The 15,581-nt window shown below is 42.4% G+C and carries 12 protein-coding genes; 6 read left to right on the plus strand and 6 right to left on the minus strand.

What is annotated here, in order from left to right; genetic code table 11:
• Positions 1-105: 105 nt before the first annotated feature.
• Complete coding sequence (locus tag AB4238_RS08220; RefSeq protein WP_220738106.1) at positions 106-1,005, plus strand: LysR family transcriptional regulator; 900 nt, start codon at positions 106-108, stop codon at positions 1,003-1,005.
• A gap of 74 nt (positions 1,006-1,079) precedes the next feature.
• On the opposite strand, the gene AB4238_RS08225 is transcribed toward AB4238_RS08220, so the two are convergent.
• The 4 genes from AB4238_RS08225 to AB4238_RS08240 form a co-directional block, all read right to left on the minus strand.
• Entirely contained in the window at positions 1,080-2,192 is a 1,113-nt protein-coding gene (locus tag AB4238_RS08225) for a hypothetical protein (protein WP_372032783.1), read from the minus strand.
• Between the two features lie 166 nt (positions 2,193-2,358).
• Positions 2,359-3,603, minus strand: a complete 1,245-nt coding sequence (locus tag AB4238_RS08230) for a hypothetical protein (protein WP_372032784.1) — start codon at positions 3,601-3,603, stop codon at positions 2,359-2,361.
• Between the two features lie 335 nt (positions 3,604-3,938).
• Entirely contained in the window at positions 3,939-4,292 is a 354-nt protein-coding gene (locus AB4238_RS08235) for a cytochrome c3 family protein (RefSeq protein WP_220738109.1), read from the minus strand.
• 28 nt (positions 4,293-4,320) lie between these two features.
• On the minus strand, positions 4,321-5,841 hold the full coding sequence (locus AB4238_RS08240; protein ID WP_372032786.1) for a flavocytochrome c: 1,521 nt from the start codon (positions 5,839-5,841) through the stop codon (positions 4,321-4,323).
• 446 nt (positions 5,842-6,287) lie between these two features.
• On the opposite strand from AB4238_RS08240, the gene AB4238_RS08245 reads away from it, so the two are divergent.
• The gene (locus AB4238_RS08245) at positions 6,288-7,220 is read left to right on the plus strand and encodes a LysR family transcriptional regulator (protein WP_372032788.1); all 933 of its coding nucleotides are present in this window, start codon (positions 6,288-6,290) and stop codon (positions 7,218-7,220) included.
• A gap of 61 nt (positions 7,221-7,281) precedes the next feature.
• Here the strand turns inward: AB4238_RS08245 and AB4238_RS08250 are convergent, their stop codons facing one another.
• Positions 7,282-8,262, minus strand: a complete 981-nt coding sequence (locus AB4238_RS08250; protein WP_372032790.1) for an MDR family oxidoreductase — start codon at positions 8,260-8,262, stop codon at positions 7,282-7,284.
• Positions 8,263-8,498: 236 nt separating this feature from the next.
• Here AB4238_RS08250 and AB4238_RS08255 point away from each other — a divergent pair, with 236 nt between their 5' ends.
• From AB4238_RS08255 to AB4238_RS08265, 3 genes are all read left to right on the plus strand, one after another.
• Complete coding sequence (locus AB4238_RS08255; protein ID WP_372032792.1) at positions 8,499-10,019, plus strand: aldehyde dehydrogenase family protein; 1,521 nt, start codon at positions 8,499-8,501, stop codon at positions 10,017-10,019.
• Between the two features lie 215 nt (positions 10,020-10,234).
• Positions 10,235-11,788: a YjjI family glycine radical enzyme gene (locus AB4238_RS08260; RefSeq protein WP_372032793.1), complete on the plus strand. Its 1,554-nt coding sequence runs from the start codon at positions 10,235-10,237 to the stop codon at positions 11,786-11,788.
• A 12-nt stretch (positions 11,789-11,800) separates the two neighbouring features.
• Positions 11,801-12,667, plus strand: coding sequence for a YjjW family glycine radical enzyme activase (locus AB4238_RS08265; protein ID WP_372032799.1), 867 nt, complete (start codon positions 11,801-11,803; stop codon positions 12,665-12,667).
• Positions 12,668-12,684: 17 nt separating this feature from the next.
• Here the strand turns inward: AB4238_RS08265 and AB4238_RS08270 are convergent, their stop codons facing one another.
• Entirely contained in the window at positions 12,685-13,629 is a 945-nt protein-coding gene (locus AB4238_RS08270; protein WP_372032795.1) for a LysR family transcriptional regulator, read from the minus strand.
• A gap of 277 nt (positions 13,630-13,906) precedes the next feature.
• On the opposite strand from AB4238_RS08270, the gene trmL reads away from it, so the two are divergent.
• A complete protein-coding gene (trmL, locus tag AB4238_RS08275; RefSeq protein WP_220738117.1) occupies positions 13,907-14,368 on the plus strand; it encodes a tRNA (uridine(34)/cytosine(34)/5-carboxymethylaminomethyluridine(34)-2'-O)-methyltransferase TrmL in 462 nt (153 codons plus the stop codon).
• Positions 14,369-15,581 lie beyond the last annotated feature (1,213 nt).

Raw genomic sequence — 15,581 nt, forward strand, 5'->3', positions numbered from 1 at the left:
ATCTAACAATAAACTTAAATAAACTTCACATTCATACATTAGCAGCCTAGGAGCTATAGGGTTATTGAGTAATACTGATAGCATCATGAATAAACTCAATAGCCCATGCTTAAAATTGAACTATTAGAAAGCTTTATTGCGGTAGTTGAATGTGGAAACTTATCCAAAGCGGCAGACAAACTATGTCGAACACAATCAACGATTAGCTTGCAAATCAAAAAGTTGGAAGAGAGTGTCGGCCAACCTTTATTGTTAAGAGACAATAAGGGAGTCAGCTTAACGGAGTCAGGAAAGACGCTGCTTAACTATGCATACAAGATGATGCAGCTTAGTTCTCAAGCACTTGACGAGCTTAAAGAATGTCAAAACCGTGAAGTCATACGACTCGGAGTACCGACAGATTACATCAATCGATATCTAGGTAGCTGCTTACTTGAGTTTATTCGCGAATTTACCTGTATTGAGTTAGTCATTGATACCGATGTAAGCGGCAACCTTTATAAACGCTTACATAACGGCGAATTCGATGTCATTGTGGCCACTCATTGGCAAGCGCCTGCGGCAGGTCTTGGCGAATTGTTGTTTGAACGCCGATTCCATTGGGTAGCCGCTAAAGGTGGCAGCGCCTATAAACGTGAGACAGTCCCTGTAGCGCTATATCCTGAAAACTGTCCGATACGAGCGCAAGTATTTGCCAACCACCAAATATCGATGCGACCAATGAGCGTACTGCTATCGACACCCTCACCAGCGGCAATGTGCTTAGCGGTAGAAAATGACATAGTCATTTCACCCATTGCAGAGTTTCGTATTAACGACAAGATGCAGATCCTCGATCCGGTAGAGCATAACATTCCACCGTTACCAGTATTCAATGAATCGCTGTACCTCAATCCAGAAACTCAAACAGATGCGACTCATCAACTGATTAACCTCATTAAAGCCAACGTGACTGAATTAGGTGAAGCATCACCTGCTAAAGAAGCTGATTCAGATTACCAATAAAGTTTTTTGAACATAAAAATGCCAACGATAACGTTGGCATTTTTGTTTAATACCTATATGTATTAAAAGCTTACCTAGAAGTAGTAAGCAAAGTTAATGTTGAAGCGATGATCCCAATCATCATTAGCTTGGGTCAATCCAAGGCTGTTGCCACCAAGCCAAAGCACATTTTTTGCTGCGTAATAATCAACGTAAACGAATACAGGTCCATAGCTTAGTGAAACACCTGTGGTATTCAGTATCGAGTCATCGTATTCATCAAAATCTGGCTGAACCATGCTGAAATCATTGTAGATAGTATAACTACCCCAAGAAGTCGCAATGTTCTTTGATAGGTTAGCCGTGTAGATATTACCTTTACTGGCTACTTCAAAGAAACTATCTAACATACCCATACCAATCTTATTTGGATCAATACGACCATCATCATATTGGTCATAGTCATAAGCTAGGTATTGTGCCTGAAAGCCCCAACCGTCGTAGTTCATATCTAGATGCACGGCGTAATTGAGTGTGTCACCATTTTCGCCAAATTCGGTATTGTATAGCTGACCATACTCAACCGATGCACCAATAACCGTGGTTAAATCTCCACTGTTTAAGGTGAAACTCTGACGACCTGCGATGGTGTTAGTTTCTTCGTTATTGTAGTCGATATCACCGATGGTGCCTTTAGCCACCGTACCGGCAAAATCTCGGTGGTCACTGCTACCGTATACCGCATTTTTAATAAATGCGAGTTCAGTTAATGAACTACCTTTTTGATATTTAGCAGCAACACCAACGCCATAGTCATCTTCAAAGCCTAGGTAGTAGTTTAAGCTATACCACCAGTTATGAGATGCATAACCTTTATTGCCAAAAGGTTTATTGATAACACCACCACTAACGGTAAGATCTTCATTAACGTCCCAGTAGGCATAACCATATTTTAAAAAGTCATAGCCTTGGTAAAAACGATATTCAGCAGCAACACCAATATCGTTCCATTTGTCGGCAAAAGTGATTGAAACCAAGTTAAAATCGAAATCGCCAGCTTTATCTTTTGAAGAATCAGAATAATCGCTATAACTGTAGTTAGCTCTAACAGAACCACCAATTTTTAAATCATCTGCAACTGCTGGAGCAACAAGCATTGGAAATAAAACACTTGCAACCGCTAAGCTTATAGTTTTATTTTTCATCATTACCTCTAATCGAATCCTTGCCGTCGCAATATGTTATTTTTATATTCGTGAAAACATAAAAATTTGTGCGACGGATATATGTAGATATTTCTTATAATTTAATTAAAACAATATTCCTTGGCGTTAGTGGCAAGGGGAGCTCTTGCCACTAACGCCTAAAATATATTTACCACTTCAACTTAGTTAAATCACACTGAATGACTTCACCACGTTTAGCGGGAGTACCAGGATTTGCAGCGGATTCACAAAGTAGAGTCGTTCCATAGTCATTACGCTTGTCATGAGCATTACTTCGAGCCCATACAGACACAATTGCGCGCTCTTCAGGCTTGGCTTCACAGCTGCCGTCGATGTCAAAAGCGTGAATAGTATTTTGATGGAAGTACATGAGTGGATCTTGCTCTGCACTTGCTGATAACCACATCGTTTGCGAATTATGTTGACCTTCATCGAACTGTACGCGACGCATACTATCGTCTTCTTTAACCGTCTTAACTAATGGTGAGTCTTCGCGCACAGCCATTGTTTTAAACTGATTAGTACATGCTGGCACACGCATGTTGTAGTATATTTCAGAGATAGCGTGGTTATGGAATGGGTAAAGAGTATCAACTGACTGCACTGTCATACCCACTTCAGCACCAACCTTTTCACCATTGATCTCGTCAATGCGCAGTAAACCCCAGTGACCAAAAATTTCGGCATAGGCGTAACCACCACGAATGTTGTTAAAGTTCTTGTCATTACGCTTACTTTCTTCGGCGTACATAGGGAACCAACCCGCTGCAGCCCATAGGTTTGGCAATGCTTTAGCGCTAATGTCATACGGGAATACGGCAGGCATTTTAACTTCATCACCTGTCACCATTTTGTAGAAGTTTTTGGTGAATTGCTCACCATATTTTTTAACGTTTTTGTCGGTGACTTTCTTATCAAAAAACTCTTTAAATGTCGTACGCTTAAAATGCTGCGCAACCGGTGAATTTTTAGTTAACTCTCCGCCTGGATTGTAGATCCAACTAACGTCTTCTCTGGCACCAAAACATTTTTTAGCTTCATCTTTATTATTCAATACTTGATAGATATTCTTCACCATGAGCTTCATATCGCGTCTATCCATAACGCACATGCTCTGGCCACCTTCAGTTGAATCAACCAAGGCAGTGTCTGAATTTAAACAACCGCTTGATTGGTCATTAGTCAGCGCGACTGCGTAGGCTTCTAAATAACTTAGCGTTTCATTCCATAAAGTATCAATGTACTTTTGATCTTTAGCTGAATAACTTGGTTGTTCCCCCAAACAAACAAATTCAGCAGACTTCACTTCTTTGGCATCTAGAAAGTCAGGAATATCTGCAGCAATAGCGCCATTAGATAATAATAGAGCTCCTAATAATACTTTAGTCTTCATACATCACACCTGTTTATTTATAATTATTTACATCAGGAATAATACATGTGGAACTGATTCCAAAAACTGGTAACAACCCAACTTTAAATAAAAAACAAAAATTAAATAACCGCATAAAAGAGTTAACAATATTACTAACGAATTATAAAGCTACAACTAAAAAAGAGAACAGAAAAATATAAAAACAAAAAAGACCTCTAATAGAGGCCGAATAAAATTCTTTGCAGGGAATTTTTAAATTTAAATAAAAATGGCTATAACTAATAACGGTTATAGCCACTACCTAATTTTTTAGGACAATTGAGATGGAACTTAACTCAAAGTAAAGCTAATTATTACTCTTTAAACTTATCAAACTTGAATGTATGACAGTTACTACAAAGTGGTTGCTTTGAAGTATGCTCACCATGACATTCTTGACAAGGTAACTCTTTGCCATAGTGAAGGTTATTATGTGGATTTTGCCACTTATCTTCTTCACTACGTGCAGTTTGCTCAGCTAAGTCATCAACATCATGACACTGCAAACAGGCTTGGTCTGATGGGAACTGCTTGATGCCATTGTCATGACATGTCTTACAGTCTTTACCAATCACTTCCTTATGGTGGTCACGTATTTCAACAGCTTGTACCGATAAGCTTAATAGGCAACCTAAGGTTAGTGCCAACATCGCTTTTAATTTAATCATCACTCATTCCTCTTATTATCTGGCAGAATTAGGCTTTCATGACACTGCGAGCAGCTGTCATACCCATCACCATGCATTCAGGAATTGAGCAACTACCTAAGCGACTCACACCGTGAATACCACCACACACTTCACCAGCAGCATACAAACCTGGAATTGACTGACCAGTAAAGCTATCTTTCACTGCTGCGTCTGTATTGATCTGTACACCACCTTGGCAGTAGTGAACTTTTGGCCACAAACGAACCACGGTAAATGGAGCTTGAATATACTTGTCTTTGGCTTTTGTCATATTCTTGCCAAACTGCTTATCTTCACCTGATTTAACGTACTCATTGTACTCAGCAATTTGTGCTTTAAGCGGTTTAAGTGGCACATCAAAATGCTTAGCCAACTCTTCAACCGTATCGAATTTCCAACCTACGTTGTACTTGATCACTTTCTTGGTATTTGGATGCTTTTTAGAATCCTTGTAGCTAGTAATCAAAATCGGAGGCAGTGCTTCACCTTTCTCATCACGACATGCTAGTTCTGCATCTGCACGAGTCTTACGGTCAGCAATTTCATTCATAAAACGCTTACCTGTTAGACGGTTAACAGCCATTGAATGAGGGAAATTGTAGATTGAGTAGTTAGATACGTAGCCGAAGCCACCTTCATCTGGTGATGCCCAAGGGCCAGATTGGATATGAGCTAAATGTACTGGGATAGCACCTAGACGGAACATCTCGTACATACCTTCACCGGTAGCGCCTGGAGCATTGGTACAACCCACTTCTGAAGTAAGTGTTGGATCTTGCGCCATACGTAGATCGACGTTTTGCGCAAAACCACCAGTCGCCATAATCACGCCACGTTTTGCACGAATATTACTGACTTTACCCGGTTGGTCTTCACCAAAGTGATAGTTCTCACGCATTTTAACGCCGACTATTTCGCCCTTTTCACCCACTAAGAAACCTTCAAACTTAGCGCGGTTATGAGTATGAACGCCTAGTTTACGACATTCATTTAGCAATGGTTGAGTAATACCAGCACCACAACTAACGGTAGTCTGATAAGTACGAGCGACCGAGTGACCACCAAGCTGTTGTAGGTACGGATGGTATTCAGAACCTGCATCTAATGTCATTTGCAATGCTTCAACGGCATGCTCTGCAACGTGACGTAGTAGCGCTTCATCGGCGATACCACGGCCAGATTTAAGCTGGTCATTAACCATACGATCAACTGAATCTTTAACACCTTCCTGCTTCTGCATAGGTGTACCTGGCGCAGCGAATAAACCGCCGTTAATCGCAGAGTTACCACCGAAGTAGGACATCTTTTCGAAAATATGAACGTCTTTTGCGCCTTTACGTGTAGCTTCAATAGCTGCCGCAAGTCCCGCAAAACCCGAACCAATAATTAGGACTTCAACTTCTTTGTCCCACTTAACGCCATCCGCTTTCTCAGAAATAGCCATTGCTGGTGCAGCCATTGCGACACCCGCAGCAGCTCCCATTCCTTTAATGAAATTACGGCGTCCCAGCAGATTGTTATTGCTCATCTGTCATCACCTTTTAGTTTTAATCGACAGGAACATAATATGACTGGAACCAGTTCCAAAACGGGAGTAAAACGGCGGAACATTTAAAACAATAAAATAACATCTGAGAATTCAAAGCTAGGTCTAATGTTTAAGGTTTTTACTACTTTAGGAGTATTTTGGAATCTATTCCAAACAATGCGCCATCGCAACAAGTTACCTATAAGTACCATTACAACGCTAATTTAGCGATTCCACCAATCTCAACTTTACTTTTATAACCACCAAAACCAAACAAAAGTATCTAAATAAGCCAATGGGGTTTCAATGGTTAATAAATCGTAAAATCCAGCAAGAGAAGAACATCTGAATGTAAGCAATAGTTCCGAGAAATACACTTTCATGCCATCATTAGGCCTGCCAAGCAGAGAAGCGACTGCTGAGCGCGCAATAAGCTAAGGAATCCAATGGAATTAGAAGAGATCTACCGCCAAGATCTGAGCCTACTGATAGCGCTACAAATTTTGGTAGAGGAACGCAGTGTCACTCAAGCGGCTAAAAGGTTGCACCTTAGTCAATCAGCCACCAGTCGCATTCTGGCTAGGCTGCGTGAGATGCTCAACGACCCACTGTTTTCTCGGGTAGGCCAACAGCTGGTACCAACACAGTTTGCGCTCGACTGTTACCAACAGCTACAGCAGCCAACTGGGCAACTCATTAATTTATTAACGCCGAAAGCATTCGTACCAAATGAGTGTCAGCAGCAGTTTTCTATTGCGGTAACCGATTATGCGATGCAGGCATTAGTGCCCTTCATCTTACCGAATATTTATCAGCAAGCCCCTAATATCAGGCTTGAGATTTTACCAGTGCAACACACTGAGTTGCAGGCGCAGCTCAGTGTAAAAGGTGCAGATATGGCGATATGTCGTGCTATAGGGCAAACCGCTAATTTACAACATATATTTTTAGGTAAAGTGGGCGTTAGCTGCTTACTGTCACCTAACCACCCTCTTGCGAATAACGACATAAGCTTAGCTGATTACCTCAACTATCCTCATGCAACGATAGCCATCAGTGATGGAGTCAAAGCACTACTCGATGATGCGATTAGCCACTACCCTGCGCGCACGGAGTTACTTAGAACGCCTCATATTGATACCGCCCTCGCCCTGCAATCGATTCATCCTATTATCATTACCCTACCAGAGGGAATGGCGGAAATAGTCGCTCAGCGTCATAGGCTTAAAGTAAAACCGCTGCCCTTTAAATTACCCAGCTTAGATTACAATCTTTTTTGGCATTCTCGCTGTGAGCAAGACAAAGCACAAAAGTGGTTACGGGAAGAGGTAAGCACTGCTACACAAAAATTGTTAGATCAGAGCCCGCAAAATGTATAACAATCTAAGATCTAGATATAAAAAAGCCCAGCATTTAGCTGGGCTTTACGCTATTGCTCAGTTAGAGATTAACCAAAACGCGGCCAGTAACTTGGCCTTTAATGATACGCTGCGCAAACTCTGGTACTTGCTCTAGAGCAATCGCTTCACAAGCTGCTTCAAAATAGCTTGCTGGCAGTAATCTAACTACATCTTGCCATGCTGTTTGACGCTTTTCGAATGGGCATGATACTGAGTCGACTCCCAATAAGTTTACCCCACGTAAGATGAACGGCATAACAGTAGTAGGCAAAGCAAAGCCACCTGCTAATCCACAAATTGCTGCTGCACCGCCGTACTGCATCTGTGCCAATGCTGTTGCTAATACTTTATTACCTACAGTATCGACAACGCCCGCCCAGCGCTGCTTTTCCAATGGCCTAGCATCAACTTCAAGCTCACTACGCTCTAATACTTCGCTGGCACCTAGCTTGGTCAATAGCGGTCCGTTCTGTTCAACACGACCAGAACTTGCCACAACCCGATAACCTAACTGCGCTAGCAAGGTTACCGCAACACTGCCTACACCACCGCTAGCGCCTGTCACTAAAATATCGCCATCGCTAGGCTTAATCCCTGCTTGCTGTAATGCCTGAACACATAACATGGCAGTCAAACCTGCAGTGCCAATTTGCATCGCTTTAGCTGCGTCGCAATTTTCAGGCATCGGCACTAACCAATCTGCTTTAACTCGTGCTTTTTCAGCTAAGCCGCCCCAGTGATTCTCACCAACACCCCAGCCAGTTAAAATAACTTTGTCACCTGCTTTGTAACGCTCATCGCTTGATTCGAGTACTGTTCCAGCAAAATCGATACCTGGCACCATAGGGAAATTACGGATAATTTTTCCTACACCAGTAACGGCCAAGCCATCTTTATAATTCAAAGAAGAACATGCAACTTCAACTAATACATCACCTTCAGGCAGTTCAGCCTCAGATATTTGACGAACGTTAGCGTGAGTAAGCTTTTCTTCTTGGGTCAATACAAGTGCGTTAAACATGACGAGTTCCTATTTAAACTAATACAGAGAGCATAGGCTATAAACAACTATGGCTGAAGTGCATATTTTGCATAGAAGCAATGCGCCACACGCATTAACTGCGATAAATTAAACTACCGAGCCTTAATATAACTAATTCCTCTGCTCACAAACTACCCGACTTTATTCCTATACCTTGACGATTGCTTTGGGGCTACACTGAGTTGTCGCATAAAAAACGTACAAGGAATAACAGTATGATTTATAGCAAACCTGGAACTGCCGATGCAGTCATTAATTTCAAACCACAGTACCAAAACTTTATTGGTGGTGAGTGGGTTAAGCCCGTCAATGGTCGTTACTTTGATAACCCTTCTCCTGTTGATGGCCAAGTTTTTTGCCAGATCCCGCGCTCTGATGCCAGTGATATTGAACTTGCACTTGATGCCGCCCATCAAGCTAAAGATAGCTGGGGGAAAACCTCAGTCACCGAACGCTCCAATATTTTGCTCCGAATTGCAGATCGTATTGAACAGAATATTGAAGCACTCGCCATCGCTGAAACATGGGATAATGGAAAAGCAGTGCGAGAAACATTAGCTGCAGACTTACCGTTAGTTGTTGATCACTTTCGTTACTTCGCAGGCTGCATTCGTGCTCAAGAGGGCAGCGCTGCAGATATAGATGCCAATACTGTTAGTTACCATTTCCCTGAACCTCTGGGAGTTGTCGGACAAATCATTCCATGGAATTTCCCTATATTAATGGCTGCATGGAAGGTTGCTCCCGCACTCGCAGCGGGCAATTGCATCGTATTAAAGCCAGCAGAACAAACTCCGGCTTCTATTCTAGTCATGCTTGAACTCATTGAAGATCTACTTCCTAAAGGCGTACTCAATGTTGTTAATGGCTTTGGTAATGAAGCGGGTCAGGCATTAGCTACGAGCACTCGTATTGCCAAATTGGCATTTACAGGCTCCACTGAAATCGGTCATCATATTTTAAAATGTGCCGCTGAATCTTTAATCCCCTCCACGGTAGAGCTGGGCGGTAAGTCTCCTAATGTCTATTTTGCCGACGTAATGGCTCATGAAGATGAATATCTCGATAAAGCAGTGGAAGGCATGTTACTAGCCTTCTTCAATCAAGGGGAAGTGTGTACCTGTCCATCTCGAGTATTGATCCAAGAATCTATCTACGACAAGTTCATTGCCAAAGTCATAGAACGTAGTAAAACGATAAAGCAGAGCAACCCACTCGATACCGAAACTCAGGTGGGTGCTCAAGCCTCTCAAGAACAGTTTGATAAAATTCTGAGTTACCTGCAAATAGGCAAGAATGAAGGCGCTGAAGTACTAGTAGGCGGAGACTCTTGCAAGCTTGAAGGTGAACATGGTGAGGGCTTCTACATTCGACCAACGATCTTAAAAGGCACTAATGACATGCGGGTCTTTCAAGAAGAGATATTTGGCCCTGTTATCTCAGTCACCACCTTTAAAGACGAAGCAGAGGCACTGGCTATTGCCAATGATACTGAATACGGTTTAGGTGCCGGCGTATGGACTCGAGACATGAATACCGCCCAACGAATGGGTCGTGGTATTCAAGCAGGCCGGGTGTGGATAAACTGCTACCATGCCTACCCTGCCCATGCGGCATTTGGCGGTTATAAAAAATCTGGTATTGGCCGTGAAACCCATAAGATGATGCTCGACCACTATCAAAACACCAAGAATTTGCTTGTTAGTTACGATGCAAATCCACTTGGCTTCTTTTAAAAACGATCAATAATCATAAAAATATAGCTTGCTCAGATACAAAGCCAAATATAGTCACTGTTAACTGCACTATATTTGGCTTTAACTTTCTGAAAGCCTGCGATCTCCGTTGCCAGGTTTCCATTATAGAAAAACCATCTTGCTGGCTTTTCACTATAGGAATCTAGAAGCTTACTTTAAAATATTATCCATAGAATATTAGTGGATATTACGCCATGACCTTACTAACACGCCTCAGTCAAATTACTCGCGACGCAACACTTTCTCCCAAGCAGAAGTCTAATTTTTTGGCGCTTGAAGCAGATGCTAGTTTGCCCTATGTTGCTGTGTCACCAGCGGTTAAGCAAGCCATGCAAGCAGGGGTTATTTGCGATATGTTTGAAGGGAATGCACCTTTCAAGCCTAGATACGTTCTGCCAGATTATGCTAAGTATTTAAAACAGGGCTCTAAATACTTAGAGCTAAATGCTGCGCAAGACTTAGATGAAGCACTGAATGCACTAACAATTATCTATCATCATGTACCTTCCGTTACTAATATCCCGGTATATTTGGGTCAGCTAGATGATGTTCTCATGCCATTTTGCCGCGACCTAGATAGCGATACCATTTATCGTAAATTGAAACTGTTCTGGATAATGCTTGATAGAACTCTGCCTGATGCCTTTATGCACGTTAATATTGGCCCGACTGACAATATCGTATGCCGTACAATTTTAAAGATAGATGCAGAGCTTAAACAGATAGCCCCAAATTTAACTTTTATGTATGACCCAAGCATTACACCTGATGAGCTGCTGCAAGTTGCCACAACTAACATCTGCGAATGCAGTAAACCGCATATTGCCAACTATCCAATCCACGCTAACAGCTACGATGATAAAGGGTTTGGCATCGTCAGTTGTTACAACTCTCTGCCCCTAGCAGGTGGAGCGAACACCTTAGTACGCCTTAATTTAAAAGAGGTTGCATTAAAAGCTGCTGACATCACTGACTTCTTCGAAAGTACACTGCCACACTACTGCCAACTGACCTATGAGTTGATAAATGCTCGCTGCAGATTTCTCCATCAAGAATCTAACTTCTTTAGCAGCTTTTTAGTGAAGGAGGGGTTAATTGAAGAATCTCGCTTTGCCCCCATGTTTGGGATTTATGGTATGGCAGAAGCCGTTAATATTCTGCGCGGACACCCAGAGTTAACGGAATCAAACTCAGAAAAGCCAAGCCCGTACTATGGTCACGACCGTGCAGCCAATGAATTGGGTCATCAAATATCCAAAGCACTTGATGCCATTGTGAAAGCAACTGCTGTCGAGTACGGCTATAACGATAGAGCCTCTCTGCACTCTCAAGGCGGAATTAGTCTAGATAAAGATGTCACTCCAGGTGTGCGGATCCCTTATGGAACAGAGCCAAACCCCATTGCTCATATCAAAGCTCTAGCGGCTCATCATCAATATTACTCTTCGGGGATCAGTGATATTCTCACCATAGATGAAACCGTTAAATCAAATCCGCTCGCCATGTTTCAACTTTGCAAAGGCGCCCTGCAACATGGTTTTAGAGAGTTTACCGTCAACGTCGCATCCAATGATCTAGTGCGCGTCACAGGCTATATGATTAAGCTATCTGACATTGAAAAATTCAAAGAGAACGGCTCCAGAACTAACACTACTTTTTTAGGTGCAGAAGCTGCAGCAAATACCAAGATATTACTACGCCAGCCGCGAGTGATCGCGCATGAATTGACACCAAGCTATTCGGATTAAACTTTGACTAATATGGCAGTGGTTAACCAGATAATCCCCTTTTCCTGCGTTGATGGTCCTGGCAGCAGGCTGGTTATCTTTATGCAGGGCTGTAACTACCGCTGTAAAAGCTGCCACAACCCCCACACAATAGATTTATGTAATAACTGTGGTAATTGCCTACCAAGCTGCCCAACACAAGCTCTCAGCTTGATAACAAGTAACAATAAACCGCAGGTTATCTGGAATGAAGCATTGTGCACTCAGTGTGATCTTTGCTTAAGTGCGTGTCCTAAGCAATCAAGCCCAAAAACCCAACGATATAGTGTTGAGCAGTTACTAACGAACATTCGTCAACAGGTACACTTTATTAATGGTATTACTGTCAGCGGGGGGGAAGCGAGCCTTCAATTGCCTTTTCTCATCGAATTGTTCAGTGCTATAAAAGCGGATGAAGAGTTAGCACACTTAACCTGCATGTTAGATAGCAATGGCAGCCTGAGTATTAACGGTTGGCAACAATTACTGCCTGTACTCGATAGTGCGATGGTCGACTTAAAATCTTGGCAGCAGGATACCCATCGTTATATTACCGGCAGAGATAATCACCGAGTTATTAGCGCGATAGAGTTATTAGCCTCAAAGGGGAAATTATACGAAGTACGCTTACTTCATATTCCTGGAATTACCGATTTCGACACAGAAATTACTGCTGTGGCAAGCCACCTCAAAACCTTACCGAAAAAAGTTCGAATCAAACTCAATGCATTCCAGCACCATGGCGTTACCGGAGCCGCCCTAAACTGGCCAACTTGCAGCGAAGCACAGATTAAACAGCTAGCAACCGAGCTTACGCAACATGGTGTGATTAACATAGTACTACCAAGCTCTTATCTGTAGCTCTTGTTCAGTTTTTTCTAGATTTCTTTCTTATTAAACAGTTCAGCAGTAACCACTTTTAACCGCTCGTAGAACCAGCGATGGGCGGGATCATTCATACTTTGCTTGTGCCATACCAAGCTATAGGCGACTTCACCATAATCAAAAGGTAACTCCTTAATAACTAACCCCTTGGCTTGCAGAGCATTTTCTGCCCAGTGCCGTGAACAAGTAAATAACAACTCACTGTGATGACACATCAATGCCGCACTGCCAAAATCCGCCACAGATAAAGGAGTCGCGCGATTCCGTGCTTGCTGTTCAAGTTTCAACTCAAAAAAAGGTCGATTGAGATCGCTATCACTGATCCCTACATGGCTAAAATTTAGGTAATCATCGATTGAAATCATTCTCTTTTCCGCCAGCGGATGACAAGCGTTCATCAAGCATACCATCTCATCACCAATCAGCGTCTCCCATACTAGATCCGGCTGCGAAATGGGTGGTTGACTCCTATCATGGGGTAATAGAATAAAATCTAAACTTCCCTTAACTATTCCTTCGAAACCTATACTGTCTTTAGCATGAATATCGAGTTTAATGTGCGGGGCTAGTTGTAGTACATCTGCCAATAGTTTGGCAGCAACCAACTCAAACGTACTTTCACGCATAGCTAATGAAAAACGTCCCTCATATTCTGCTGCAGAAAACTCCTCCTGGGTGATCAGCAGATTCATATCATGAATGATTTGATGGACATTAGGCCCTAAACGCCGTGCTAAAGGCGTTGCCACCAACTTATTGCCATGACGATAGAAAAGTTCATCATCTAAGCTTTGTCGTAGCTGGCTCAATGTCTTACTTACAGAAGAGGGGCTTAAACATAACCGCTTAGCACTAGCTGTTACACTTTGCGTATCTAGCATCACATGTAAAGTGATTAAATGCTTCATACTGATCCGTGAGAGTTTAGCAATATCCATCATAGTGCCTATTAGTGGAGGGAGCTCTAATATAGTGCAATATAGACCTAATTGGGTTTTGTGCATATCGATCTAACTCAGATATACGAGCAAACTCACGTCACGACGCTATTTTCAGTACCCCTTTGTTTGCCGTATAATGTTTTACTCTTTGAATAATGATCAAATAAAAGCGCTTAGTGTCTCGTATCAATCAAGTGAGTAAATTTTCAATTTATTGACTAACCAATACTTACGATTGGAGTAGATCTCAGTTCTTAAATTTAGGCAGGCCCGCATGTTTCATATAGCACTTTACGAACCGGAAATAGCACCAAATACCGGTAATATAATAAGACTCATCGCTAATAACGGCTGCCAACTGCACCTCATTGAGCCTTTAGGTTTTGACTTGGAAGATAAAAAGTTACGTCGTGCCGGTTTAGACTACGCTGACTTGGCAAAGGTTACTCACCATAAAGATTTCGAATCGTTTCTCGAAGCAATGCAAGGCAAACGAATTATGGCTTGTACCACTAAAGGTAGCCGCCCACATTCAGAGTTAACCTTTCAACAGGATGACGTGTTACTTTTTGGCCCAGAGAGTCGTGGCTTACCTGCGGATATAATAGATTCGATCCCAACTGAGCAACGACTTCGAATTCCAATGATGTCTACAAGCCGCAGTCTAAATCTCTCTAACGCCGTAGCGATCATCAGCTACGAAGCTTGGCGACAGCTGGATTACTCTGGAGTTTAAGCCTTTCGATACTGGTTATAACTTCGGCGAGCTACTTAAGCTAATCACCGCGACATTAAGGCCGTCTCTTGGCGGCTTTATCTTTTGTAAACGCAATAACCCACCCTTAGTACTTTTCCACCAAGTCACTCAGACCCCACAATACAATTAACCATGTATACTGCAGGACAGCTTTCGCCACGACCACAATTTAACTAGCGCCCCTCTAATGCTAATACCAGCTCCATCAAAGAGTTGTTCATTCAGCGGCAGTTAAAATCAATTTAGACAAGTCAGTGGCTTATCGCCAACCGTTATTCTCGGCCTGTCATCCTGCTTCGATCTTGATAATTGCTCCTGCATTATTCTACTTTCGACCATCCTTGGTTTCGTACCTCCTAAATCTGACTGCCAAGGAGCGCCGGAATGTCTTATTTTGTATGGTACAAAATAGACGATTTTGTCGTATATCGAAGGTCACATACGCTGTGTTAAGTGATTTCCCCATGCCTTAAATATCAGCCGCACGTTGTGAGCATCTCAGGACTTTCACTACTACGTTGTATTGTCTCAAAAGGGAATAACCATTTCTTCCACAACGCGCCTTGAATTGAAAGCTCTGAGAAAGCTCTGGACTAAGTATATCCTTAATGGAATTGGTATAACTCTTAAACTATCGAGATAGATTACAGACAAACCATAGTTACAAGTAACCAGACTTAAGCTACGCCGAGGCTGCTCTAGCAGCATATCCACAAACACAGCATGACCACTCCAAAGCTAAGCACTGTGACACTTGAGAAGAGATATAAACCACACAACTATCATACAGCTTGTTCAATAAAACGCATTAAACGTAAAAGGCCCGTTACTTAGGCAAAGGGCTTTCATCTCTTCTATTTCGAAAGTGACTGATAAACGTCTAATTATTACTAGTGCATATCTGCCACACAGGTATTTAGTGCGTCGCTAAGGGCTATAGCCAATAAATTAACGGGCCTTCTTGTATTAGCCGCCTGGAAATGACCTACTCTCTATTACCCTCGTAGGGGATACATGGCGGCGAAGAAACCCTGATTTGAATTCAGCGCATTCATGGACTTAGTAGCGCGAGTAACTTGTTACGAAGCCGGGATCCCGCTCAGCGGTGGGTTGACGTCGAGGTAGGCATTTATGCCTGCTTAAGTGAGGAAGCTACCTTTAAAGGTAACTAATCAATTTACAAACTCCAAAC

Source organism: Shewanella sp. 10N.286.45.A1 (genome assembly GCF_041470405.1).
Taxonomy (GTDB): Bacteria; Pseudomonadota; Gammaproteobacteria; order Enterobacterales; family Shewanellaceae; genus Shewanella.